At 70.5% G+C, this 26,022-nt stretch carries 17 protein-coding genes; 15 read left to right on the top strand and 2 right to left on the bottom strand.

Annotated elements, in window-relative coordinates; genetic code table 11:
- From ACFVWU_RS36865 to ACFVWU_RS36855, 3 genes are all read left to right on the top strand, one after another.
- On the top strand, positions 1 to 2,592 hold a 2,592-nt coding region (locus ACFVWU_RS36865; RefSeq protein ID WP_387629120.1), incomplete at its 5' end, for a SpoIIE family protein phosphatase.
- A 231-nt stretch (positions 2,593 to 2,823) separates the two neighbouring features.
- Complete coding sequence (locus ACFVWU_RS36860; RefSeq protein WP_387629117.1) at positions 2,824 to 5,439, top strand: SpoIIE family protein phosphatase; 2,616 nt, start codon at positions 2,824 to 2,826, stop codon at positions 5,437 to 5,439.
- A gap of 100 nt (positions 5,440 to 5,539) precedes the next feature.
- Positions 5,540 to 7,357, top strand: a complete 1,818-nt coding sequence (locus tag ACFVWU_RS36855; protein ID WP_387629115.1) for an ABC transporter family substrate-binding protein — start codon at positions 5,540 to 5,542, stop codon at positions 7,355 to 7,357.
- Here the strand turns inward: ACFVWU_RS36855 and ACFVWU_RS36850 are convergent.
- Positions 7,354 to 8,472, bottom strand: a complete 1,119-nt coding sequence (locus ACFVWU_RS36850; protein WP_387629114.1) for a hypothetical protein — start codon at positions 8,470 to 8,472, stop codon at positions 7,354 to 7,356. The two genes, ACFVWU_RS36855 and ACFVWU_RS36850, sit on opposite strands and share 4 nt — an antisense overlap.
- Positions 8,473 to 8,728: 256 nt before the next feature.
- Here ACFVWU_RS36850 and typA point away from each other — a divergent pair, with 256 nt between their 5' ends.
- The 12 genes from typA to ACFVWU_RS36790 all read left to right on the top strand — a co-directional run bounded on the left by typA (position 8,729) and on the right by ACFVWU_RS36790 (position 24,169).
- Entirely contained in the window at positions 8,729 to 10,633 is a 1,905-nt protein-coding gene (gene typA / locus ACFVWU_RS36845) for a translational GTPase TypA (RefSeq protein WP_387629112.1), read from the top strand.
- A gap of 432 nt (positions 10,634 to 11,065) precedes the next feature.
- Positions 11,066 to 12,709 (top strand): ABC transporter substrate-binding protein, encoded by a 1,644-nt coding sequence (locus ACFVWU_RS36840; protein WP_387629111.1) that lies wholly within the window; start codon positions 11,066 to 11,068, stop codon positions 12,707 to 12,709.
- A 141-nt stretch (positions 12,710 to 12,850) separates the two neighbouring features.
- The gene (locus tag ACFVWU_RS36835) at positions 12,851 to 13,777 is read left to right on the top strand and encodes an ABC transporter permease (protein WP_387629108.1); all 927 of its coding nucleotides are present in this window, start codon (positions 12,851 to 12,853) and stop codon (positions 13,775 to 13,777) included.
- On the top strand, positions 13,770 to 14,714 hold the full coding sequence (locus tag ACFVWU_RS36830) for an ABC transporter permease (protein ID WP_387629105.1): 945 nt from the start codon (positions 13,770 to 13,772) through the stop codon (positions 14,712 to 14,714). The genes ACFVWU_RS36835 and ACFVWU_RS36830 overlap by 8 nt, the downstream gene beginning before the upstream one ends.
- Before the next feature lie 19 nt (positions 14,715 to 14,733).
- Positions 14,734 to 15,783 carry an ABC transporter ATP-binding protein gene (locus ACFVWU_RS36825; protein WP_387629102.1) on the top strand — a complete coding sequence of 350 codons (1,050 nt, stop codon included), beginning with the start codon at positions 14,734 to 14,736 and terminating at the stop codon, positions 15,781 to 15,783.
- Positions 15,776 to 16,792 carry an ABC transporter ATP-binding protein gene (locus ACFVWU_RS36820; RefSeq protein WP_387629100.1) on the top strand — a complete coding sequence of 339 codons (1,017 nt, stop codon included), beginning with the start codon at positions 15,776 to 15,778 and terminating at the stop codon, positions 16,790 to 16,792. The genes ACFVWU_RS36825 and ACFVWU_RS36820 overlap by 8 nt, the downstream gene beginning before the upstream one ends.
- A gap of 206 nt (positions 16,793 to 16,998) precedes the next feature.
- Positions 16,999 to 18,624 (top strand): ABC transporter substrate-binding protein, encoded by a 1,626-nt coding sequence (locus ACFVWU_RS36815; protein ID WP_387629098.1) that lies wholly within the window; start codon positions 16,999 to 17,001, stop codon positions 18,622 to 18,624.
- Between the two features lie 179 nt (positions 18,625 to 18,803).
- Entirely contained in the window at positions 18,804 to 19,730 is a 927-nt protein-coding gene (locus tag ACFVWU_RS36810; RefSeq protein WP_387629096.1) for an ABC transporter permease, read from the top strand.
- A 76-nt stretch (positions 19,731 to 19,806) separates the two neighbouring features.
- Positions 19,807 to 20,721, top strand: coding sequence for an ABC transporter permease (locus ACFVWU_RS36805; RefSeq protein WP_387629121.1), 915 nt, complete (start codon positions 19,807 to 19,809; stop codon positions 20,719 to 20,721).
- A gap of 16 nt (positions 20,722 to 20,737) precedes the next feature.
- Positions 20,738 to 21,790 (top strand): ABC transporter ATP-binding protein, encoded by a 1,053-nt coding sequence (locus tag ACFVWU_RS36800; RefSeq protein ID WP_387629094.1) that lies wholly within the window; start codon positions 20,738 to 20,740, stop codon positions 21,788 to 21,790.
- Positions 21,780 to 22,958 carry an ABC transporter ATP-binding protein gene (locus tag ACFVWU_RS36795; RefSeq protein WP_387629091.1) on the top strand — a complete coding sequence of 393 codons (1,179 nt, stop codon included), beginning with the start codon at positions 21,780 to 21,782 and terminating at the stop codon, positions 22,956 to 22,958. Before ACFVWU_RS36800 ends, ACFVWU_RS36795 begins: the two co-directional genes overlap by 11 nt.
- A 161-nt stretch (positions 22,959 to 23,119) precedes the next feature.
- Positions 23,120 to 24,169, top strand: coding sequence for an ABC transporter ATP-binding protein (locus ACFVWU_RS36790; protein WP_387629089.1), 1,050 nt, complete (start codon positions 23,120 to 23,122; stop codon positions 24,167 to 24,169).
- Positions 24,170 to 24,201: 32 nt separating this feature from the next.
- On the opposite strand, the gene ACFVWU_RS36785 is transcribed toward ACFVWU_RS36790, so the two are convergent.
- A complete protein-coding gene (locus ACFVWU_RS36785) occupies positions 24,202 to 25,920 on the bottom strand; it encodes an ABC transporter family substrate-binding protein (protein ID WP_387629087.1) in 1,719 nt (572 codons plus the stop codon).
- Positions 25,921 to 26,022 lie beyond the last annotated feature (102 nt).

Below are 26,022 nucleotides of genomic sequence, written 5' to 3'. Positions count from 1 at the left end.
CAGCGGCCCGCCGAGCCCGCGCCGACCCTGGCCGTCCCCGAGCCCGGCACCCCGCCCGGCCCGCGCAGCCGCCCCGGGCGGCCCTTCCCCGGCGGGCCCGCCGACGCCGCGCGGGGCCTGGGCGCGCCGCCCGACGGCAGCCTGCTGGACATGCTCAAGGTCGCCAACGCGATCCTGGACACCGCGGGCCGGGTGGTGCTGTGGAGCCCGGCGGCCGAGGAACTGCTCGGCTGGCCGGGCGAGCTGCTGGTCGGCCGCCGGATCGACGAACTGATCCCGGACCAGGCGCAGGTCGCCCGGATCCGGGCCGCGATCCGGGACACCCTGCACCACGGCCGCTGGGCGGGCAGCGTCGAACTGCGCGACCGGGACGGCCTGCCGGTCACCGTGGACGCCCGGATCTCGCTCCTGATGGACGGCGACGGCACCCCGTTCCTGCAGGCCAACATGGCCGAGGCGGCCACCGTCCGGGCCGTCGAGCGGGACCTCGCGGTGCGCGACGCGCTGTTCGAGCAGTCCCCGCTGGGCATCGCCATCCTGGACACCGACCTGCGCTACACCGCCGTCAACCGGACCCTCGCCGAGCTGAACGGCGTCGCCCTGGAGGACCACGTCGGCCGCACCACCGGCGAGACCCTGCCCGAGCGGGCCGCCGACGAGATCACCACGATCCAGCGCCAGGTGCTGGCCACCGGCGAGCCGGTCATCGACGTCACCCTCGCCTCCCCGGTCACCACCCGGCCCGGCTACCGCTCGATCTCCTACAGCCGGATGACCGACCGCTCCGGCCGGGTGCTCGGCATCTCCGGCACCGTGATGGACGTGACCGAGCGTTACCGGGCGGTCGCCAAGGTCGAGCACGCCCGGCGCCGGCTCTCGCTGCTCAACGAGTTCGGCTCCCGGGTCGGTGACCTGCTCGACGCCTCCCGGATCGCCCAGGAGCTCGCCAGCTCCGTGGTCCCCCGGCTGACCGACCACTCGGCGGTGATCCTGCTCCAGGCCGTCGCGCACGGTGACGACCTGCCCCGGCACGGCCACGACCGGCGCACCTCGCTGCTCCAGCTCGGCACCGCCTCCGTCCAGGACGGCCCCGAGGTCGAGGTGATGCTCCGGCGCGGCGCCCGGATCACCTTCGCCGAGGACTCCGCCTGCGGCCGGGTGCTGCGCACCGGCGTGCCCGAGCTGCTCTCCGGCGCCGACCAGCTGGACGAGGTGACCTACCCCGGCGACCCCAAGACGCAGGCCGCCCACGACCTGGGCGTGCACTCGATGCTGGTCGTCCCGCTGCGCGCCCGCGGCATCGTGATCGGCCTGCTGCTGGTCAGCCGGGCCGGCTACCGCGAGGGATTCGACCGGGACGACCTGGCCTTCACCGTCGAACTGGCCGACCGGGCCGGCAGCTCGCTGGACAACGCCCGCCTCTACGCCCGCGAGCGCACCGCCGCGCTCACCCTGCAGCGCACCCTGCTCCCCCAGCAGGTCCCGCAGCCCACCGGCGTCGAGGTCGCCTACCGCTACGTGCCCGGCAGCAGCGGCACCGAGGTCGGCGGCGACTGGTTCGACGTCATCCCGCTTCCCGGCGACCGCACCGCACTGGTGGTCGGCGACGTGATGGGCCACGGCCTGCGGGCCGCCGCCACCATGGGCCGGCTGCGCACCGCCGTCCGGGTGCTGGCCGCCCTCGACCTGCCGCCCGACGTGCTCCTTCGGCACGTCCACGAGCTGGCCGACGACCTGGCCCAGGGCCCGGACGAGGCGCTGCTGGCCACCTGCGTCTACGCGGTCTTCGACCCGGGCACGGCGATGCTGACCGTCGCCAAGGCCGGGCACATCCCGCCTGTGCTGGTGGTGCCGGGCGAGGAGACCACCGAGGAGCCGACCCACACCGGCGGCCCGCTGCCCGGCGGCGCCGGCCGGATCCTCGACCTGCCCTCCGGCGCTCCGCTCGGCGTGGGCGGTGTCCCGTTCGAATCCGTCGAACTGAAGATCCCCGAGGGCAGCCTGCTCGCGCTGTGCACCGACGGCCTGGTCGAGTCCCGGGACAAGGACCTGGACGTCGGCCTCGGCCGGCTGATCACCGTGCTCCAGGAGCCGCACGCCTCCATCCAGGCCGCCTGCGAGGCGGTGCTCGACACCATGGAGCAGGGCCGCGAACCGGACGACGTCGCCCTGCTGCTGGCCCGGCTCGGGCACGGCCAGGCAGGCACCCCGACGGCCGGCTGGACCCTGCCCGCCGAGCCCACCGCCGTCTCCCGGGCCCGTCGGCTGGTCCGCGCCGCACTCGCCGAGTGGGGCGTCGAGGACCTCACGGACACCGCCGAACTGTTGGTCAGCGAGCTGGTCACGAACGCCGTCCGGTACGCCAGCGCCCCGATCGGGGTCCGGCTGACGCTCGGTGAGACACTGCTGGTCGAGATCTCCGATCCGCTGCCCGACCCGCCCCGGGAGCGGCACGCGGCCGAGGCCGACGAGGGCGGCCGGGGCCTGGAGCTGGTCCACCGGCTGGCACTGCACTGGGGCGCCCGGGCCGAGGGGATCGGCAAGGTGGTCTGGTTCGAGCTGGACCTGCCGGGTAATGAGCTCGGCGAGTAGGACGCGAGGAGAACGCCAGGAGAGCGGTGCCGCATATGCCATCGGGAGCCCGGGGGGAGCGCGCGCTCCGGAAGGGGGCGCGGACGTGGCATTGTGGTTGCGCGGGCGGTAGGACAAAAACCTTCGCCCGATCTGATGTTGTGATGTTGAGGGCGTGTGAACGTACCCCTCGATGATGAATACTCGGTCTTCTCGACATCCGGACGGTCGCGGGTTGGAGGGGTCGGTCCGTTGAACAGCACACCGGCGCGGAACGCGCCGAGCAGCAGCGGTCATGCCGCCGTACCCGGGCAGGCCGGCTCCGCGCACCTGCCCGGACCGGCGGCCCAGCCCGCCACCGCGGCCGGGGGCCCGGGCCTCGGCGCCCACCCCGCCGACGGGCCGCGCCCCTGGGGCGCCGGCGACCCCGGATCGATCTACGACTACATCCGGGTCGCCACCTTCGCGATCGGCCCCGACGGGCGGATCAGTCAGTGGAGCGAGCGCGCCGCCGAGTTCTTCGGTGTCCCCGCCGCCGAGGCCGTCGGCGCCGACCCGGTCTCCACCTTCGTGCCCCGCGAACTCTGGCAGCGCGGCCGCGCCCGGCTGGAGCGCACCCTGGCCGGCGAGGAGTGGGTCGGCACCACCCCCTACCGGGACGCCGCCGGCGGCGAGGGCCTCGCCGAGCTCTACCTGATGCCGGACAGCGCCCTGCCCACCGCGGGCGCCACCTGCCTGGCCGTCGACCTCGGCCGACTGCGCCGGATCGAGACCGACCTCGCCGCCTCCGAGGCCGTCTTCGGCCAGACGCCCACCGGCTTCGTGCTCTTCGACGACCGGCTGCGCCTCCAGCGGGTCAACGACGCCTTCGCCTCCGGCATGGGCCTGGTCCCCACCGACCTGGAGGGCCTCACCCCGCACGACCTCTTCCCGCCCTCCGAGGCCGACCGGCTCACCGCCGCCCTGCGCAAGGTCCTCGCCACCGGCGAACCCGTCTTCGACCTGCGCTTCCACAGCGCCGTCCCGACCCGCGAGGGCAACCGGCTCTGGGCCGTCTCGCTGTACCGGCTGAACGGCTCGGCCGGGCAGCCGATGGGCGTGGCCGGACAGGTCTCCGACGTCACCAGCCGACACGTCGCCGAGCGCGAGGCCGACGGCGTGCGCCGCAACCTCGCCCTGCTCAACGAGGCCAGCGCGCACATCGGCTCCACCCTCGATCTGGAGACCACCGCCAAGGAACTCCTCGACGTCGTCGTCCCGCCGTTCTGCGACCTCGCCACCGTCGACCTGTACACCGCGCTGCTCTCCGGCGAGACCGTCCCCAGCGCCGGCCGGCCCGGCGACACCGTGCTCACCGACGGCAGCGGCGAACTGCGCCGGGTCGCCGTCTCCAGCGTGATCGGTGGCGCCTCCTCGGTGCTCGGCCCGGTCACCGGCCTGCCGATCGCCGAGGCCGGCGGCACCCTCTGTTACCCGCGCCGCTCCCCGCACGCCCGGGCACTGCGCACCGGCCGCAGCGTCGTCCCCGAGCCCGGCCGCGACCCGCTGCTGCGCTCCACCCTGATCGTCCCGCTGGTCGCCCGCGACCAGGTGCTCGGGCTGGTCCAGCTCTCCCGGGCGATCGGCAGCGAGCCCTTCGACGCCCGCGACGTGGCCATCGCCGAGGAACTGGTCGCCCGTGCCGCCGTCTGCATCGACAACGCCCGGCTCTACCGCCGCGAGCACGAACGCGCGCTGATCCTCCAGCGCAGCCTGCTGCCCCCGGGCAACCCCGCCGCCAGCGGCCTGGAGATCGCCTGCCGCTACCTGCCCAGCAACAACAACACCGAGGTCGGCGGCGACTGGTTCGACGTCATCCCGCTGCCCGGCAACCGCACCGCCCTGGTCATCGGCGACGTGATGGGCCGCGGCCTGCGTGCCGCCGTCGCCATGGGGCAGCTGCGCACCGCCGTCCGGACCCTGGCGATGCTCGACCTGGAGCCCGGCGAGGTGCTCACCGCGCTGGACGAGATCGCCCGCGGCCTCGGCGACGACTCCGTCCCGGCCGGCCCGCCCACCCCGTACGGCCGGCTCACCTCGACCGCCGACGAGGAGGCCCGCGAGGTCTACCTGGCGACCTGCGTCTACGCGGTCTACGACGCCGTCACCCGGCGCTGCTGGATCGCCAACGCCGGCCACCTGCCACCCGTGCTGCTCACCCCCGGCGAGGGCGCCCGGATGCTCGACGTGCCGCCCGGCCTGCCGCTCGGCGTCGGCGGCGAGCCCTTCGAGGAGGTCGAGGTGGACCTCCCGGACGGCGCTGTGCTCGGCCTCTACACCGACGGCCTGGTGGAGAGCCGCAAGCACCAGCTGGACGAGGGCCTGCGCGCCTTCCGGGCCGCCCTCTCCGCCGAGGGCAAGGCCCTGGAGGACCTCTGCGACCACGTCCTCGGCGAGCTCAACCCGCACCACGGCGAGGACGACATCGCGCTGCTGATGGCCAAGGTGCACGCCTTCCCCGAGGACGCCGTCGGCAACTGGTTCCTGCCCCCCGAGCCCACCTCGGTCGCCAAGGCCCGCGAGCTGGCCTGCAGCTGGCTGCTCTCCCGGGGCCTGGAGGAACTGGTCGACACCACCGAACTGCTGGTCAGCGAGCTGGTCACGAACGCGCTCAAGCACGGGCGGGGCGAGATCCGGCTGCGGCTGCTGCGCGAGCGCACCATGGTCTGCGAGGTCTGGGACGACGGCTACGCCCAGCCCCGGCAGCGGCGCGCACAGGAGACCGACGAGGGTGGTCGCGGTCTGCAGCTGGTCAGTCTGCTGGCCGAACGCTGGGGCAGCCGGCGCACGCCCAAGGGCAAGATCGTCTGGTTCGAGCTGGCGCTGTAGCGGTGGCGAGGCCGTAGGGCTGGGCCGTACGGGTGCAGTCGCCCGGCTGCCCGCCGTGTCGGCGCGGGCCGGGCCGTCCGGGCGGCGTTGCATGGCCGCCATGCGCGTCCGCCAGCTCACCGCCGCAGCCATCGCACTGCTGCTCGCCGCCGGCCTCGGCGGCTGCTCCGACGGCCCGGCCCCGGCCCATACCGCCGAGCCCGCACCGTCCTCGGCCGACCCCACGGCCACCACCGGGAACGTCCGGCCCGCCGACCGCACCGACGTCGAGAACGGCGGCACGCTGCGCTGGGCGGTGGACGGCGTGCCGGCCACGCTGAACGTCTACCAGAGCGGCGCGAACGCCGACTCGGCGCTGCTCGCCCACGCGCTGTACCCCTCGCTGTTCCGGCCCGACGAGCACGGGCGGCTCGTCCCAGACCCGGACTACCTGGCCGGCGCCGAGTCCACCCCGCCCGGGCAGCAGCCGCAGGTGGTCACCTACCGATTCAACCCGCACGCCGTCTGGAGCGACGGCACCCGGCTGTCGGCCGACGACCTCAACGCCCAGCGGACCGCCCTGTCCGGGCTGGACCCCGCCTACCGGGGCGCGCACCCGGCCGGGTACGACGCCATCGAGTCGATCACCCAGGGCGCCGGCCCGTACGAGGTCAAGGTGACCTTCCGGCGGCCGTACGCCGAGTGGCGCGCGCTGTTCGGGCCGCTCTACCCGGCCGCCGAGACCTCCACGGCGGAGGCCTTCAACCGGGCGCTCACCGGCGGCAGGCACCTGAGCGCCGGGCCGTACACCCTCTCCCGGTACGACGCGAAGGGCGGACGGGTCACCCTGGTAAGCAACCAGCTCTGGTGGGGGGACCTGCCGAAGACCGACCGGATCGACTTCCTGGCCACGCCGCCCGAGCAGCGGTTGGACGCGCTGGACCAGGACCTGCTGGACGTCGCCCCGCTGACCGTGGCGGTGGACCGGGCGGTGCCGGCCGCCCCCACGGCAAGCCCCTCGGCGGGCACCGGTCCGGCCGCCCCGCCCGCCCCGCCCGCCGCCGCGGACGCGGGGGCGCCCGAGGCGGCGGCGCAGGCGCTGCGGCGGGCCGAGTCGCTGCCCGGGATCACCGTGTCCCGGGCCGCCGCCGCCTCGCTCACCGAGCTCACCGTCAACGCCGCCCGCGACCCGCTCAGCGATTCGGCGGTCCGGCGGGCGCTGGCCCGGGCGGTCGACCGGCGGCGGATCGCCGAGGCCGCGCTCGGCCCGCTCGGGCTGCCCGGCGCCCCGCTCGGCAGCCACCTGCTCGCGGGGGACCAGGAGGGCTACCGCGACAACAGCGCCGCGGTCGGCCCGGCGGAGGCCGGTGAGCTGCTGGACGAGGCGGGCTGGAAGCGGCCGGACGGCGGCACCCGGGTCAAGGACGGCAAGGAGCTCGCCCTCACCCTGCTCGTCCCGGCCGGTTCGGCGACCGCCAAGCGCACCGCCGACGCGCTCACCGCCTCCCTCGCCGAGTCCGGCATCGCGGTGAAGACGCAGGCCACGCCCGCCGAGACCTTCGTCAAGGACCACCTCGCGGCCGGGGACTACGACCTCGCCCTGTTCTCCTGGCCGGCCGGCCCCAGCCCGGCGGGCGAGCAGCGCGCCGCCTACGCCAAGCCCCGGCCGGACGCCAACGGCACGCCCGCCCCGGGCACCAACTTCGGCCGCAGCGGCACCGATGAGATCGACCAGCTGTTCGACCGGGCGGCCGCCGAACTCGACCCGGCGGCCCGGCTGGACCTGCTGCAGGAGGCGGACGTGCGGATCTGGCAGCTCGGGCACTCGGTGCCGCTCTACCAGCGGCCGGAGCTGGTGGGTGTGCGGACCGGAGTGGCCGGGGTCGGCGCCTGGGGCTTCGGGTGGCCCCGGTTCCAGGACGTCGGCTGGAGCCGCTAGAGCTCGGCGGGCTTCGGCTCCAGCAGGCGCTCGACGTCGGCGATCCGGGCCAGCTCGGGGCACTCCTCGCGCGCCCGGGCGAGGGCCTTGCGGGCCTCGTCCGGGCGGCCCGCCGCGATGAGGGCGGCGGCGAGCGAACAGCAGGCCGTGGCCCGCCGGAACGGGGAGTCGACCGCGGTGGAGAGGCGGCGGGCCACCCGGACGGCGGTGTGGGGGTCGTTCCGGAACCGCGCGAGGTCGACCGTCGGCAGGAAGTCGGGGAAGAGCTGGGGGTTGTGGACGCCCCACCGGTCGAGGAACGGGTCCAGCCGGGCCGCAGCCACCTGGGGGGACAGCCCGCCGGCGTCGGTATGACCGATGAGCGACATGCCGATGAGGTAGCACACCGTGGAGGGCGAGCCGCCGTGTTCCAGGTCTTCGAGGGCGAGCTGCTGGGCCTCCTCGTAGCGCCCCTCGGCCAAGGCGATCCCTGCAGCGGTGAGAAGCCGGGGCCGGCCCTCGTCCAGCTTGCGGTGTGCCTCGGAGATCCGGCCGAGGAACAGGAGCCGCTCGGCTTCGACGGCGCTCGACGACCAGATGTCGACCTTCAGGGACCCCGGGCGGAAGGGCATGACGAAGACGGCCCAGAGGGAGTCGACCGGATTCGAGGAGCTGAGCACCGCGTACATGACGGAGGTGAACAGCAGGCCGAAACCGATGCCCCGGGGCAGTCCGGTGCAGGAGGTGGCCAGCCAGGCGCCGAGCCCCGCGTGGAGGCCGTACAGCGCGACCGAGGCGAGCCAGACTCGCAGCCGCGGCGCCCGGACCGGGCGCAGTCCCCAGGGGAACAGGAACCCGCTCGTCGGCCGTAGGCCGAGTTCGACGGGCACCCCGGCGATGGAGCCGCTCCACAGCTTCCGGCCCCGGCCGTACGAGGCGCAGTTCAACCGTCCGCCGTAGAGCCGGTGGGTGAGCAGGAACCAGAGGTCGGACAGCGGTTCCTGGCCGATGAGGAAGCCGATCACGCAACCGGTCGCGGTCGAGGCCGGGAGCCCCTTGAGGACCGCCACGAGGAGGGCGAAGGCGCCGACGGCGCGGAACAGCCAGGGCAGCGAGGTGCGGAGGCGTTGGATCACGAACGGAAGAGTGTCGGAGCGCGGCCGTCGGGTGAAGACCGCGTGACCCAGCTGTGATCTTGATCCCGCCCGACCTGCTCGTTTCCGCCCACCTGGGTGCTTCCCCGTACGATAGGAGGAAGCCGAGGCATGTCCATATGCCCGGCGGGTGGACCGGTAGTAGCAGGCGAACGGGTGGCGGCGGCCGACAGGGGCCGCAAGTGCGCGTATCGCGGCCGGGCGCCGTAACCCACGATTCCGGGAGAATCCGCTAGGCATGCCCACGCGCAACGACATCCGTAACGTCGCCATCGTCGCCCACGTCGACCACGGCAAGACCACGCTGGTCGACGCCATGCTGAAGCAGGCCGGCGCCTTCGCCGCCCACCAGCAGCTCGACGACCGGATGATGGACTCGAACGACCTGGAGCGCGAGAAGGGCATCACCATTCTCGCGAAGAACACCGCGGTCAAGTACCACCCCAAGGACGGTGGCGCGCCGATCACCATCAACATCATCGACACCCCGGGCCACGCCGACTTCGGTGGCGAGGTCGAGCGCGGTCTGTCGATGGTGGACGCGGTCGTGCTGCTGGTCGACGCCTCCGAGGGCCCGCTGCCGCAGACCCGCTTCGTGCTGCGCAAGGCGCTCGCCCAGCGCCTGCCCGTCATCCTGTGCATCAACAAGACCGACCGTCCGGACTCCCGGATCGACGAGGTCATCAACGAGACCTACGACCTGTTCCTGGACCTGGACGCGGACGAGGAGCAGATCGAGTTCCCGATCGTCTACGCCTGCGCCCGTGACGGCGTCGCCTCGCTGACCAAGCCGGAGAACGGCACCGTTCCCGCGGACAGCACCAACCTGGAGCCGTTCTTCTCCACCCTGCTGGAGCACGTCCCGGCCCCCAGCTACGACGAGGACGCCCCGCTGCAGGCCCACGTCACCAACCTGGACGCCGACAACTTCCTCGGCCGCATCGCGCTGCTGCGCGTCGAGCAGGGCGAGCTGCGCAAGGGCCAGACCGTGGCCTGGATCAAGCGTGACGGCACGATCCAGAACGTCCGCATCTCCGAGCTGCTGATGACCGAGGCGCTCACCCGCAAGCCGGCCGAGGTGGCGGGCCCCGGCGACATCTGCGCCGTCGCCGGCATCGCCGACATCATGATCGGCGAGACCCTGGCCGACACCGAGAACCCGATCGCCCTGCCGCTGATCACGGTGGACGAGCCGGCCATCTCGATGACCATCGGCACCAACACCTCGCCGCTGGTCGGCCGTGGCGGCAGCGGCAAGGGCGCGGACGCCAAGTCCGGCGTCAAGGTGGACCGCAAGGTCACCGCCCGCCAGGTGAAGGACCGCCTGGACCGCGAGCTGATCGGTAACGTCTCGCTGCGCGTCCTGGACACCGAGCGCCCGGACGCCTGGGAGGTGCAGGGCCGCGGTGAGCTGGCGCTGGCCATCCTGATCGAGACCATGCGCCGCGAGGGCTTCGAGCTGACCGTCGGCAAGCCGCAGGTGGTCACCAAGGAGGTCAACGGCAAGACCCACGAGCCGGTCGAGCGCCTCACCGTGGACGTTCCCGAGGAGCACATGGGCGCCGTCACCCAGCTCATGGGCGTCCGCAAGGGCCGGATGGACAACATGTCCAACCACGGCTCGGGCTGGGTCCGCATGGAGTTCGTCGTGCCGTCCCGCGGCCTGATCGGCTTCCGCACCGAGTTCCTCACCAACACCCGCGGCACCGGCATCGCCCACTCGATCCACGAGGGTCACGAGCCGTGGTTCGGCCAGCTGACCACCCGCAACAACGGCTCGCTGGTCGCCGACCGCGCCGGTGTGGTCACCGCCTTCGCGATGACCAACCTGCAGGAGCGCGGCGTGCTCTTCTGCGAGCCGGGCACCGAGGTGTACGAGGGCATGATCGTCGGCGAGAACTCGCGCTCCGACGACATGGACGTGAACATCACCAAGGAGAAGAAGCTCACCAACATGCGGTCCTCGACCGCCGACGTGGCCGAGTCGATCGTCCCGCCGCGCAAGCTCTCGCTGGAGCAGTCGCTGGAGTTCTGCCGCGAGGACGAGTGCATCGAGGTGACCCCGGAGACGGTTCGCATCCGTAAGGTCGTCCTGGACCAGAAGGACCGCGGACGCACCGCCTCGCGCGCCAAGAAGGCGTGATCCGGACGCTCTGAACGGCCATTGGCCGGATTGTTTCGCCCCCCTTTCCGATTGGAGAGGGGGGCGAACTTTTTCAACTACTCCAAGTTGTCGGGGCCGGTATTAACGGAATAACGCTCATCACACCCGAGTGTCCGCTGAGCGGACGCGACGGTTCGTCATGCATGACGACTGTCCGTTTGATACCTGTCTGGCTATGTCTCAAATGTCCGGTTTTCGAAACTTACCGACTGTTCATGTGACCTAATTGAGATCGTCACTGGTCACTTTCGTGTCCGTGCGTGACGGATAGTGGAGCCAGTCAGGCTCGGGTCAAGGGTGAACGCGCAGGGGTGCGCGCCGAAACCACGAGCGCGGACGGCATTGCGGGCCCGGTGACAACCGTTCCGTGGTGCCCTCCCCGTCGCAACGTCGAATTCAGGAGGCACACCGATGCGTGGTGTGAGCCAGGCCAAGTGGGTTGTCGCAGCGGTTGCTGTCGCGCTCGCCGCGACTGCTTGTAGCAGCAGTGGCAGCAGCGACTCCTCCGGCGGGAGCTCGGACAGCGCCGCGGTCAACCCCGCGGGCGTCTTCAGCTACCAGAGCGCGGAGCCGCAGCGCCCGCTGCAGCCGGCCAACGCCATGGAGAACCAGGGCGGCCGTATCGTCAAGCAGCTCTTCACGGGCCTCGTCGACTACGACCCCGCGACCGGTGCCCTGCGCAACCAGGTGGCCGACAAGATCGAGACCACTGACGCCAAGAACTACACCGTCACCCTGAAGTCCGGCTGGACCTTCCACGACGGCACCCCGGTCACCGCCAAGTCCTTCGTGGACTCCTGGAACTGGTCGGCCAACCCGGCGAACAACCAGATCAACTCGGACTGGTTCTCCGACATCGCGGGCTACGACGCCGTCCACCCGGACAAGGGCGACCCGACCGCCAAGGAGATGTCCGGCCTGAAGGTCGTCGACGACACCCACTTCACCATCGAACTGACGGGCCCCGTCTCGTACTTCACGTACAAGCTGGGTTACTCGGCCTTCTTCCCGCTGCCCACCGGGTTCTTCTCCGACCCCAAGGGCTACGGCGAGAAGCCGGTCGGCAACGGCCCCTACAAGTTCGTCTCGTGGGAGCACAACAAGGCCGTCACCCTGGCCGCCTACGACAAGTACGCGGGCACCAACAAGGCGAAGAACGGCGGGATCGTCTTCCGCAGCTACACCTCGCCCGAGGCCGCGTACAAGGACCTGATGTCCGACACGCTGGACGTCCTGGACCAGGTCGACTCGACCGACCTGCCGAAGTACAAGGACGACCTGGGCAAGCGCGCCGTCGACCAGCCGCAGGGTGCGATCCAGAACATCTCGTTCGCGCTGTACAACGCGGACTGGAGCGACCCGGCCAAGGCCAAGGTCCGCCAGGGCCTGTCGATGGCGATCGACCGCGACACCATCACCAAGACCGTGCTGAACAACAGCCGTCAGCCCGCCGACTCGTTCGTGGCGCCGGGCGTCATGGGCTACAAGGCCGGCACCTGCGGCGACGCCTGCAAGTACGACCCGGCCAAGGCCAAGCAGCTGATCCAGGAGGGCGGCGGCGTCCCCGGCAACAAGATCACCATCCTCTACAACTCCGACGGTGGTCACAAGGAGTGGGTGGACGCGGTCTGCAACTCGATCCGCCAGGCCACCGGCGTCGAGTGCCTCGGCGACCCGAAGCCGGACTTCAAGACCTCTCGTGACATCATCACGAAGAAGCAGGTCCCCAGCATGATGCGTACCGGCTGGGTGCAGGACTACCCGCTGAACGCCAACTTCCTGCGTGACGTCTACGGCACGGGTGCCGCCGCGAACGACGGCGGCTACTCCAGCAAGGAGTTCGACGACCTGTCGCACCAGGCCGACGCCGCCACCTCGGTCGAGAAGACCGCCGACCTGTACCAGCAGGCCGAGGCCGTGCTGGCCAAGGACATGCCGCAGATCCCGCTCTGGTACTACAAGACCAACTCGGGCTACTCCAACAACGTCCAGAACGTGAAGTTCAACTCCTTCGGCGACCCGGTCTACACCGACGTCGAGGTCAAGAAGAAGTAATCGGTCGGCACCGCCTGACCCGGTGACAACGGCCGGTGCCCGTCCCATCCCCACAAGGGCGAGGACTGGCACCGGCCGTTGGCACGCCGACTTATCTCTGGCCGGGTTGACGGGCCCGGCAGAGTCATACATGGAGGCACGATGGGGCGCTTTGTCGCGAGGCGACTGCTCCAGATGATCCCGGTGTTCCTCGGAACGACCGCACTCATCTTTTTCATGGTGCACGCGCTGCCGGGTGACCCGGTGGCAGCGATGTGGGGCGACAAGGCGCCGGACCCGGTGCAGCTCGCCGCTCTGAGGCACCAGCAGGGCTTCGACAAGCCGCTGATCGGTCAGTACACCGACTACATGAGCAAGTTGCTCGTCGGTAACTTCGGCACCGGCCTGGACGGGCGCCCGGTGCTCGACAAGATCACCGAGGCGCTGCCGGTCACCATCCGGCTCGCGCTGTTCGCGTTCGGCATCGAGATCGTGCTGGGCGTCACCATCGGGCTGTTCTCCGGTCTGCGCCGCGGCAAGGCGTTCGACAAGGGCACGCTGGTCCTGACCCTGCTGCTGATCTCGATCCCGGTCCCGGTGCTGGGCTTCATCTTCCAGACGATCTTCGCGGACAACCTCAAGTGGGTCACGCCGACCGTCCAGGACTCGAACGACATCACCCAGCTGGTGCTGCCGGCCTTCGTGCTCGGCTCGCTGTCGCTGGCCTACGTCGCGCGTCTCACCCGTACCTCCATAGCCGAGAACATCAAGGCCGACTACGTCCGCACCGCGGTGGCCAAGGGCCTGCCGCGCCGGAAGGTCATCGGCACCCACCTTCTGCGCAACTCGATGATCCCGGTGGTCACCTTCCTCGGTACCGACCTCGGCGCCCTGATGGGTGGCGCGATCGTCACCGAGGGCATCTTCAACGTCAAGGGTGTCGGTAACGCGCTCTACCACGCGATCAACATGAAGGAGAGCGCGACCGTCTCCGGTTTCGTCGCCTTCCTGGTGATCGTGTACCTGGCCGCCGGCCTGATCGTCGACCTGCTTTACGCGGTCCTGGACCCGAGGATCCGTTATGCCTGACCTGACCGAGAAGAAGACGGCCGAGGAGATCCCGGCCCAGCGCACCGCCGACAGTGCGGCCGCCAAGCCGGAGAAGGCCCGCAGCCTCGGCTCCGACGCCTGGCACGACCTGCGCCGCAAGCCGATCTTCGTGATCTCCGCGCTGCTGATCCTGCTGCTGGTCGTCATCGCGATCGCCCCGGGCCTGTTCACCTCGGTGGACCCGCGGGCCGGCGACCTGCGCCTGCACTACCTGACGAAGCCGAACTACAGCCACTTCTTCCAGGCGGACTGGTTCGGTTACGACCTCCAGGGCCGCAGCATCTACGCCCGCACCGTCTACGGCGCCCGCGCCTCGGTCGTGGTCGGCATCTGCGTGACCCTCGGCGTGACCATCCTCGGTGGCATCACCGGTATGCTCGCCGGCTACTTCGGCGGCTGGATCGACACGCTCATCTCCCGGATCACCGACATCTTCTTCGGCATCCCGCTGCTGCTCGGCTCGCTGGTGATCCTGAACGCCTTCACCTCGCGCACGATCTGGAGCGTCGTCTTCGCGCTGGTCGCCCTGGGCTGGACCCAGATGACCCGTGTCATGCGCGGTTCGGTGATCACGATCAAGCAGGCCGACTTCGTGACCGCCGCCAAGGCGCTCGGTGCCGGTACCAGCCGCATCCTGTTCAAGCACATCCTGCCGAACGCGATCGCCCCGGTGATCGTGGTCGCCACCATCGCGCTCGGCGGTTACATCGCCACCGAGGCGACGCTGAGCTTCCTCGGCATCGGTCTGCAGGACCCGACCATCTCCTGGGGCATCGACATCAACTCGGCCCAGAAGGTGATCCGGACGGCGCCGTTCGCGCTGTTCTTCCCCGCCGGGATGCTGAGCATCACCGTGCTGGCCTTCATCATGCTCGGCGACGCGGTGCGCGACGCCCTCGACCCGAAGCTCCGCTGAGAGAAGAGGTGACGACCCGATGACCACCGTGATCGAGAACAACCAGAAGAGCGACCGTCTCGAAGTCGGAACCCCGCTCCTGGAGGTCAAGGACCTCCACGTGGAGTTCCACACCCGGGACGGCGTCGCCAAGGCCGTGAACGGCGTCAACTACTCCGTCGCGGCCGGCGAGACCCTCGCCGTGCTCGGCGAGTCCGGCTCCGGCAAGTCCGTGACGGCGCAGACCATCATGGGCATCCTGGACATGCCTCCGGGCAAGGTGACCCAGGGCGAGATCCTGTACCGCGGTCAGGACATGCTCAAGATGAGCGACGAGGAGCGGCGCAAGATCCGCGGCCGGAAGATCGCGATGATCTTCCAGGACGCGCTGTCCGCCCTCAACCCCGTGCTCAGCGTCGGCTACCAGCTCGGCGAGATGTTCCGGGTGCACCAGGGCGCCTCCAAGGCCGAGGCGAAGGCCAAGGCCATCGAGCTGATGGACCGGGTGCGCATCCCCGCTGCCAAGCAGCGCGTGAACGACTACCCGCACCAGTTCTCCGGCGGCATGCGCCAGCGCATCATGATCGCCATGGCGCTGTCGCTGCAGCCCGACCTGATCATCGCCGACGAGCCCACCACCGCCCTGGACGTCACCGTCCAGGCCCAGGTGATGGACCTGCTCGCGGAGCTGCAGGCCGAGTACAACATGGGTCTGATCCTGATCACCCACGACCTCGGCGTGGTCGCCGACGTCGCGGACAAGATCGCCGTGATGTACGCGGGCCGGATCGTCGAGACCGCCCCGGTGCACGAGCTGTACGCGAACCCCGCGCACCCGTACACCAAGGGCCTGCTCCGCTCGATCCCGCGCCTGGACCAGAAGGGCCAGGAGCTGTACGCGATCAAGGGCCTGCCCCCGAACCTGCTGAAGGTCCCGGCCGGTTGCGCGTTCAACCCCCGCTGCGATGTCGCCACCGACCTGTGCCGCACGGAGATCCCGGCGCTGCACCACGTGACCGGCAAGGACGGCGAGGAGCTCACCGGCCGCCGCAGCGCGTGCCACCTTTGGAAGGAGACCCTCCATGGCTGAGAACATCCTGGAGGTCAAGGACCTGGTCAAGCACTACCCGCTGAGCCAGGGCATCCTGTTCAAGAAGCAGATCGGCGCGGTCAAGGCCGTCGACGGCATCAGCTTCGACCTGAAGAAGGGTGAGACGCTCGGCATCGTCGGCGAGTCCGGCTGTGGCAAGTCCACGCTGGCCAAGGTGCTGATGAACCTGGAGCGGGCCACCTCCGGCCAGGTGCTGTTCAAGGGCGAGGACATCTCCAAGCTGAGCGGCTCGGCCCTCAAGGCCGTCCGCCGGAACATCCAGATGGTGTTCCAGGACCCGTACACCTCGCTGAACCCGCGCATGACGGTCGGCGACATCATCGGGGAGCCCTTCGAGATCCACCCCGAGGTGGCGCCCAAGGGCGACCGCCGCAAGGCCGTCCAGGACCTGCTGGACGTCGTGGGTCTGAACCCGGAGTACATCAACCGGTACCCGCACCAGTTCTCCGGCGGTCAGCGCCAGCGCATCGGCATCGCCCGCGGTCTCGCGCTCAAGCCCGAGATCATCATCTGCGACGAGCCGGTCTCCGCCCTGGACGTGTCCGTCCAGGCGCAGGTGATCAACCTGCTGGAGCAGCTGCAGGGCGAGTTCGGCCTGTCGTACATGTTCATCGCGCACGACCTCTCCATCGTCCGGCACATCTCCGACCGCGTCGGTGTGATGTACCTGGGCAAGATGGTCGAGATCGGCTCCGACGAGCAGATCTACGAGAACGCCACCCACCCGTACACCCAGGCGCTGCTGTCCGCCGTGCCGGTGCCGGACCCGACGGCGCGCGAGTCCCGCGAGCGGATCATCCTCACCGGTGACATCCCCTCGCCGGCCAACCCGCCGTCCGGCTGCCGCTTCCGCACCCGCTGCTGGAAGGCGGAGGACCGCTGCGCGGAGGAGATCCCGCTGCTGGCGATCCCGACCACGCTGGAGGGCCCGGCCGCGCACGAGTCGGCCTGCCACTTCGCCGAGGTCCGGGAGTCGGCCGCGGCCTGACCTCTCCCCGGTGTCCCAGGAAGGGCCCGCGGCTTCGGCCGCGGGCCCTTCCGGCATTCGGTCGGTCCGGCGCCGCGCCGGTCCGGCGCCGCGTCAACCCCGCAGGGGGTCACGGCACCCGTCCGGGTGCACCCGGCTCGCGCCGCCGCCGGGGCACGCTTCTCATGGGGTGTGATGCGACACACACCCGATGAGGAGGGACCTTCATGCCCGTAGCCGCCCGTGCTCGCCTGGTCCTCGCCGCTGCGACGTCCGTGGTCCTGGTGGCCACCGGGTGCAGCAGCGGCGGCGGCGGAGGCGGTACCAGCTCGTCCGACGTCAACAAGACCTTCAGCTACCAGAGCAGTGAGCCGCAGAACCCGCTGCAGCCGGCGAACGCGAACGAGGTCGGCGGCGGTCGCATCATCCAGAACCTCTTCAAGGGGCTGGTGGACTACGACCCCAGCACCGCGAAGATCCGGATGCAGGTCGCGGACAAGATCGACACCAGCGACTCGCAGACCTTCAACGTCACGCTGAAGGACGGCTGGAAGTTCCACGACGGCACCCCGGTGCACGCCAAGAACTTCGTGGACGCCTGGAACTGGGGCGCCAGCCCGGCCAACGCCCAGATCAACAGCTCCTGGTTCTCCGACATCGATGGCTACCAGGACGTCCACCCGGCCGGCGGGAAGCCCACCGCGGACAAGATGTCCGGACTGACCGTCACGGACGACCTGCACTTCACCGTCAAGCTGAGCCACAAGGTCTCGTACTTCGAGTACAAGCTCGGCTACATCGCCTTCTCACCGCTGCCGGACGGCTTCTTCAAGGACCCGAACGGGTACGGGCAGAAGCCGGTGGGCAACGGCCCGTACCAGTTCGTCAGCTGGTCCCACAACACCGAGGTGGTCACCAAGTCCTTCCCGGACTACCAGGGTGTGGACAAGCCGAAGAACGGCGGCATCGTCTTCAAGATGTACACCACGTCCGAGGCCGCCTACGCGGACCTGCAGTCCAGCAACCTGGACGTGATGGACCAGGTGCCACCGTCCGCGCTGGCGACGTACAAGAACGACCTCGGCGACCGGGCCATCGACGCCCCGCAGGGTGCGATCCAGAACATCGGCTTCACGCTCTACCAGGCCGACTGGTCCTCCCCGGACAAGGCCAAGGTGCGCCAGGGCCTGTCGATGGCGATCGACCGCGACACCATCACCAAGACCGTGCTGCAGGGCTCCCGCAAGCCGGCCAGCGCCTGGGTGGCCGAGGGCGTCGAGGGCTACAAGGACGGCGCCTGCGGCGACTTCTGCAAGTTCGACCCGGCCAAGGCCAAGCAGCTGATCCAGCAGGGCGGCGGCGTCCCCGGCAACAAGCTGCTGATCACCTACAACGCGGACGGCGGCCACAAGGAGTGGGTGGACGCGGTCTGCAACTCGATCCGGCAGAACACCGGCGTCGACTGCCTGGGTGACCCGAAGCCGGACTTCAAGACCGCGCGTGCGGCGATCACCACGCACCAGCTCGACGGCGCCTTCCGCACCGGCTGGGTGCAGGACTACCCGCTGAACGCCAACTTCCTGGCCGACGTGTACCGCACCGGCGCCGCCTCCAACGACTTCGGGTACAGCAACCCGCAGTTCGACGACGCGGCAACCAAGGCCGACGAGGCCGCCAGCGTCGCCGACACGGTGACCGGCTACCAGCAGGCCGAAGCCGTGCTGCCGAGCGGCATGCCGGCCATCCCGCTCTGGTACTACCGCACCAACTCGGGCTACTCGAGCAAGGTGCAGAACGTGAAGTTCGACTCCTTCGGCAACCCGGCCTGGACTCAGGTCGAGGTCAAGGGCTGATCTCCTGCGGCCCGCCCGGCGGCGGGCCCGCATCCCCGGGCCGGCCCCGCCCTCCCCACACGGAGGGCGGGGCGCGGTCTCTCGGCCGACCGGCCCGGCCGGCCGGAACATAGGGCGTGTCCTGCGGGTCCTCGCCGGATCCGACAGCACCCCCAAGCACGCCCTGGAAGGAGGCTCGGATGGGCAGTTACGTGCTGCGGCGGGTGCTGCAGATGATTCCGGTGTTCTTCGGCACCACGCTGCTGATCTTCGTGATGGTCTACACGCTGCCGGGTGACCCGGTGGTCGCGCTGTTCGGCGAGAAGGCCGCCGACCCGGCCGTGGTGGCCAGCATCAAGCACAAGTACTTCCTGGACCAGCCGGTCTGGAAGCAGTACCTGCACTACATGGGGAACCTCTTCCAGGGCGACTTCGGCACCAGCTTCACCGGCCGCCCGGTCTCCGACATCATGGCCAACGCCTTCCCGGTCACCATCCGGCTGGCGCTGCTGGCCTTCGTCTTCGAGATGATCCTGGGCCTCGCCCTCGGCCTGGTCTCCGGGCTGAAGCGCGGCAGCATCCAGGACACCCTGGTGCTCGTGCTGACCCTGGTGGTGATCTCGATCCCGGTCTTCGTGCTGGCGTACATCGCGCAGACGGTCTTCGCCACCAACCTCGGCTGGGTCACCCCGACCGTGCAGAACAGCTACGACCTCTCCCAACTCGTGCTGCCTGCCGTGGTGCTGGGTTCACTGTCGCTCGCCTACGTGGCCCGGCTCACCCGGACCTCGATCGGCGAGAACCTGCGGGCCGACTACATGCGCACGGCCGTCGCCAAGGGCCTTCCCCGGCGCACCATCGTCCTGCGCCACCTGCTGCGCAACTCGCTGATCCCGGTGGTCACCTTCCTCGGCACCGACCTCGGCGCGCTGATGGGCGGCGCGATCGTCACCGAGGGCATCTTCAACGTGCAGGGCATCGGCAACGTCCTGTACCGGGCGATCAACACGAAGGAAGGCCCCACCGTGGTCGGCATCGTGACCGTCCTGGTGATCGTCTACCTGGTCGCCAGCCTGCTCGTCGACCTGCTCTACGCGGTCCTGGACCCGAGGATCCGCTATGCCTGACATCCACGACGAGGACTCGTACGAGCCGCACCCCAAGCCCGGCGTCGCGCGCCTCGACTACGCCGGGGAACAGGGCATGGCGGTCGAGCAGGGGACCCTGGTCGAACGGGACGTGGAGAAGCGGGAGGAGGCCCGCAGCCTCTGGGGCGACGCCTGGCGGGACCTGCGCCGGCGGCCGATCTTCCTGATCTCGGCGGTGCTGATCCTGCTGCTCGTCATCATGGCGGTCTTCCCCTGGGCCTTCACCGACGCCGACCCGCGCAAGGCCGACCTGGTGCACGACTACCTGCGGCGGCCGGACTGGGGCGACATCTTCGGGACCGGCTGGTTCGGCTACGACGCGCAGGGCCGATCCATCTACGCCCGGGTCATCTACGGCGCCCGCGCCTCGATCACCGTCGGCATCTTCGTGACCGCCACGGTCACCGTGCTCGGCGGGCTGACCGGCATGGTCGCCGGGTACTTCGGCGGCGCCGTGGACGCGGTGATCTCCCGGATCACCGACATCTTCTTCGGCATCCCGCTGCTGCTCGGTTCGCTGGTGCTGCTGAACGCCTTCTCCACCCGCACGGTGTGGAGCGTGGTCATCGCGCTGGGCGTGCTCGGCTGGACCCAGATCGCCCGCGTCATGCGCGGCGCGGTGCTGACCGTCAAGCAGGCCGACTACGTGGTGGCCGGCCGGGCGCTCGGCGCCGGGACCGGACGGCTGATGTTCCGGCACATCCTGCCGAACGCGATCGCCCCGGTGATCGTGGTCGCCACCATCGCGCTCGGCGGTTACATCGCCACCGAGGCGACGCTGAGCTTCCTCGGCATCGGTCTGCAGGACCCGACCATCTCCTGGGGCATCGACATCTCCTCCGCCCAGAAGGTGATCCGGACGGCGCCGTACGTGCTGTTCTTCCCGGCCGCGGCGCTGTCCGTCACCGTGCTGGCCTTCATCATGCTGGGCGACGCGGTGCGCGACGCCCTCGACCCGAAGCTTCGCTGAGCGAGGGGAGCGCATCGTGACCACAGCTGTGGACAGCACCGAACACGAGCGGGAGACGCCGTACGAGGGGCCGCTGCTCGACGTACGGGACCTGCACGTCGAGTTCGTCACCCGGGACGGCGTGGCCAGGGCCGTCAACGGGGTCAACTACAGCGTCCGGGCCGGGGAGACGCTGGCGGTGCTGGGCGAGTCCGGCTCCGGCAAGTCGGTGACCGCACAGGCGATCATGGGCATCCTGGACATGCCGCCGGCCCGGATCCCGCGCGGCGAGATCCGCTTCCGCGGCCAGGACATGCTGAAGATGGGCAAGGACGAGCGGCGGAGGATCCGCGGCCGGAAGATCGCGATGATCTTCCAGGACGCGCTGTCCGCCCTCAACCCGGTGCTCAGCGTGGGCTTCCAGCTCGGCGAGATGTTCCGGGCCCACCAGGGGGTCTCACGGGCGGAGGCCAGGGCGAAGGCCGTCGAGCTGATGGAGCGGGTGCGCATCCCGGCGGCCAAGCAGCGGGTGAACGACTACCCGCACCAGTTCTCCGGCGGCATGCGCCAGCGCATCATGATCGCCATGGCGCTGGCCCTGGAGCCGGACCTGATCATCGCGGACGAGCCGACCACCGCGCTGGACGTGACCGTCCAGGCCCAGGTGATGGACCTGCTGGCCGAACTCCAGGCCGAGTTCCACATGGGGCTCATCCTGATCACCCACGACCTGGGCGTGGTCGCCGACGTCGCGGACAAGATCGCGGTGATGTACGCGGGCCGGATCGTCGAGACGGCGCCGGTGCACGAGCTGTACGCGCGCCCGGCCCACCCGTACACCCGGGGCCTGCTGGACTCCATCCCGCGGCTGGACCAGAAGGGCCAGGAGCTCTACGCGATCAAGGGCCTGCCGCCCAACCTGCTGCGGATCCCCAGGGGCTGCGCCTTCAACCCGCGCTGCCCCCGGGCACAGGACATCTGCCGGGCCGAGGTGCCGGAGCTGTTCCCGGTCGCCGAGGAGGACGGCACGCCGCTGGAGGGGCGCGGCAGCGCCTGCTTCTTCTGGAAGGAGACCCTCCATGACCGTTGACGGAGCCGGCGCCGGCAGGGCCGCCGCCAACGGGTCCAGCGCGCTCGGCGCGGTGGTGCCGGAGGAGGTCGCGTTCGACCAGGAGGTTCCGCGCGGCGAGCCGATCCTCGAAGTCCGGGACCTGGTCAAGCACTTCCCGCTCACCCAGGGCGTGCTGTTCAAGCGGCAGGTCGGCGCGGTCAAGGCCGTCGACGGGGTCAGCTTCGACCTGATGCAGGGTGAGACGCTCGGCATCGTCGGCGAGTCCGGCTGCGGGAAGTCCACACTGGCCAAGGTGCTGATGAACCTGGAGCCGGCCACCGAAGGCTCGGTCCGGTACAAGGGGGAGGAGATCTCCCGGCTGTCCGGGTCCGCGCTGAAGGCCGTCCGGCGCAACATCCAGATGGTGTTCCAGGACCCGTACACCTCGCTGAACCCGCGCATGACGGTCGGCGACATCATCGGGGAGCCCTTCGAGATCCACCCCGAGGTGGCGCCCAAGGGCGACCGCCGCAAGGCCGTCCAGGACCTGCTGGACGTGGTCGGGCTCAACCCCGAGTACATCAACCGCTACCCGCACCAGTTCTCCGGCGGTCAGCGCCAACGCATCGGCATCGCCCGGGGGTTGGCGCTCAAGCCGGAGATCATCATCTGCGACGAGCCGGTCTCGGCGCTGGACGTGTCGGTGCAGGCGCAGGTGATCAACCTGCTGGAGCAGCTGCAGGGCGAGTTCAACCTGTCGTACATGTTCATCGCGCACGACCTCTCCATCGTCCGGCACATCTCCGACCGGGTCGGCGTGATGTACCTGGGGAAGATGGTCGAGATCGGCACCGACACGGAGATCTACGACCACGCGACCCACCCGTACACCCAGGCGCTGCTGTCGGCCGTACCGGTGCCGGACCCGACGGCGCGCGAGTCGCGGGACCGGATCGTGCTCACCGGGGACGTGCCCTCGCCGGCCAACCCGCCGTCCGGCTGCCGCTTCCGCACCCGCTGCTGGAAGGCGCAGGAGCGCTGCGCGGTGGAGGTCCCGCTGCTCGCCTCGCCGAGCTGGCTGCAGGGCGCGGCCTTCCACGACTCGGCTTGTCACTTCGCGGCGGAGCGCGAGATCGAGCAGAGCGCGGCGGAGCGCGAGAACGGGCAGAGCGCGGCGGAGCGCGAGAACGGGCCGAGCGGCGACTGACCGCGCCGTCCCCAGGGCGCGTCCTCGGAACGGGGGCGCGCCCCGTGTCGTGCGCCGTGATGGAACCGAGATCTGCCGTGCCCTCCCCAAGTGCGCTTCGGTCATTGATAGTTGCTAGGCGCCTATCGGTGGTCGCTGCTGCGCTGAGGAGGGCTGCTCACATGGACGCGGTGGAGGTGATCGGCGGCGGCCGGTCGAGCCTGGAGCCCGGGACCCCGTTGCTGGAGGTCGAGGACCTGCACATCGAGTTCCACACCCAGGACGGCGTCGCCAGGGCCGTCAACGGGGTGAGCTACTCGGTGTCGGCGGGGGAGACGCTGGCGGTGCTGGGGGAGTCCGGCTCCGGCAAGTCGGTGACCGCGCAGGCGGTCATGGGCATCCTGGACATGCCACCGGGGAGGATCACCTCGGGGCGGATCCTGTTCCGGGGTGAGGACCTGCTGACCATGAACCCCAAGGCGCGGCGGGCCGTCCGGGGCCAGCGGATCGCGATGATCTTCCAGGACGCGCTGTCCGCCCTCAACCCGGTGCTCAGCGTGGGCTACCAGCTCGGCGAGATGTTCCGGGTGCACCAGGGGCTCTCCCGCAAGGAGGCCCGGGAGAGGGCCGTCGAGCTGATGGAGCGGGTGCGCATACCCGCCGCCCGGCAGCGGGTCGGCGACTTCCCGCACCAGTTCTCCGGCGGCATGCGCCAGCGCATCATGATCGCCATGGCGCTCTCCCTGGAGCCCGACCTGATCATCGCGGACGAGCCGACCACCGCGCTGGACGTGACCGTCCAGGCCCAGGTGATGGACCTGCTGGCCGAACTCCAGGCCGAGTTCAACATGGGCCTGATCCTGATCACCCACGACCTGGGCGTGGTCGCGGACGTCGCGGACAAGATCGCGGTGATGTACGCGGGCCGGATCGTCGAGACGGCGCCGGTGCACGAGCTGTACGCGCGCCCGGCCCACCCGTACACCCGGGGCCTGCTGGACTCCATCCCGCGGCTGGACCAGAAGGGCCAGGGCCTGCACGCCATCAAGGGCCTGCCGCCCAACCTGCTGCGGATCCCGCAGGGCTGCGCGTTCAACCCGCGCTGCGACCGGGTGCAGGACCGCTGTCTGGCCGAACTCCCGGCACTGGTACCGGTGGTGGACGAGGAGGGCGCCGAGCTGCCGGGCCGGCGCAGCGCCTGCCACTACTGGCGGGAGACGCTGCACGGCTGAGGCCCTTCGAGCCAACCGGGCGCAGGGCGGCCCTACTTGGTGAAGCCGACGTTCTCCCAGACGATGTCGGACAGCCCCTGCGCCCCGATGTTGGCGAGGTCGGCGCGGGCGCCGTACAGCTGCGGCCGCTGGTAGAGCGGCAGCACGCCGGCCACCTTCCAGAGCTCGCCGTCGGCCTGGTTGATCGCCTCGGAGGCGGTGCCGGCGTCGGTCGCGGCGGCGGCCCGGTCGAGCGCGGCGTCCGCGGCCGCGCTGCCGGCGCCGACGTGGTTGGCGCCGCCGTTCTGCGCGAAGCCGGCCCGGCTGCCGCTGGCCGGGAACGGGGTGCCGAGCAGGGCGTAGGCGGCCAGGTCGAAGTCGTTGCGGTTGATGTACTTGTCGAAGAACTCGTTGGCGGCGGCGGGCACCGTGGTGACCTTGATCCCGACGTCCTTGAGCATCTTGGTGACGCCGACGGCCTCGTTCTGGGCCACCGCGACCCCGGCCGGGACGATCATCCGCAGGTTCAGCTCGCGGCCGTCCTTCTTCCGGACGTCGCCGTCGAGCTTCCAGCCGGCCGCGTCCAGCTTGCGGGCGGCCTCGGCGGGGTCGAAGCGGGACAGGCCGAGGGAGTTGTCGCGGTAGCCGTTCTGGTTGGCGACCAGCAGGTGGTTGTTGAGCGGGACGCCGGGCCAGTCCAGGCCGTTGAGGTCGGAGCGGATCAGGGCGTCCCGGTTGATCGCCTGGAACACGGCCTGGCGGACGGACGGGTCGCCGAGCGCCGGGGTGCGGGCGTTCAGGGTGATCTGCCGGAAGTCCGGCCCGCCGGCCCGGCGCACGGCGGCGCCCTTGGTGTTCTTGATGACCTGGTAGCCGGCCAGGTCCGGGCCGTTGTTGAAGAGGTCGATGCCGCCCTTGGCGAAGGCGGCGCCCATCGCGTCGGGCAGCATGGCGTGGAAGACGATCTTGTCCAGCATCGGCTTGTCGCCCCACCAGGTGGGGTCGGCGACCAGGGTGACGGTCTGCGCGGCCGGGTCCAGGCGGTCGAGCTTGAACGGGCCGGCGGTGAGCGGGATCGCGTCCAGGTAGGCCGAGTTGAACAGCTCCGGGGTGGAGACCTTGGCGGCCGGCAGCAGCGGGGCGTTGGCGGCGCCGTTGAACATCGACTGCCACTCGGAGAACGGCTGGTCGAAGGTCATCACGGCCTGGAAGTCGTCCTTGCCGCGCTCGACCGAGGAGACCAGCTCGAAGCCGGTGCTGCTGGAGGGCCGGTAGGCCGGGTTCCGGCCGTTCAGGGCGCGCCAGTTGGCCTCGATGTCGCGCCAGGTGATCGGGGTGCCGTCGGACCAGTGGGCCTTGGGGTTGAGCGTCCAGGTGACCACCTGCCGGCCGTCCCTGAAGTCGGCGTGCGCCTCCTGCAGGTAGGCCGGGTTGACGGTCTGGGTGCCGGCCGCGTCCGAGCGGAAGAAGGTCGGCAGCAGCGGCTTGGTGACGGCGATGGTCGAGGACTCGCTGCCGTCGGCGTGGATCGGCGACCACTGGTGGGAGAACTGGGTGATCGCCAGGTTCAGGGTGCCGCCCTGGCGCAGCTCGGAGCGGTCGTGCTGGTTGATGTCGATCGAGGTGAGCTTGGGAACCCCGGCGGCACTCGGCATCGCGTCCGCGCCCGCGTCGCCTTGCCCGGAGGCGCAGGAGCAGAGCGCGAGCGAGAGGGTCAGGACGGTGAGGCCGGCGAGCAGTGCCGTCCGGTGGTGCTGGAGGCGGCTGCTCATCGGCGTGGCTCCCGGGGTCGCTGGGGCGGAAGGTGTGGCGTCACATCTTGCTGACCGGGAGGGGAGTTGTCGAGGGGCGGGACCGCCTGCCGGTACTGCGGC

Origin of the sequence: Kitasatospora sp. NPDC058190 (assembly GCF_042883685.1) — a bacterium.
Classification (GTDB): domain Bacteria; phylum Actinomycetota; class Actinomycetes; order Streptomycetales; family Streptomycetaceae; genus Kitasatospora.
Note: the sequence above shows the minus strand (reverse complement) of the source record. Positions and strands in the feature narration are given on the sequence as shown.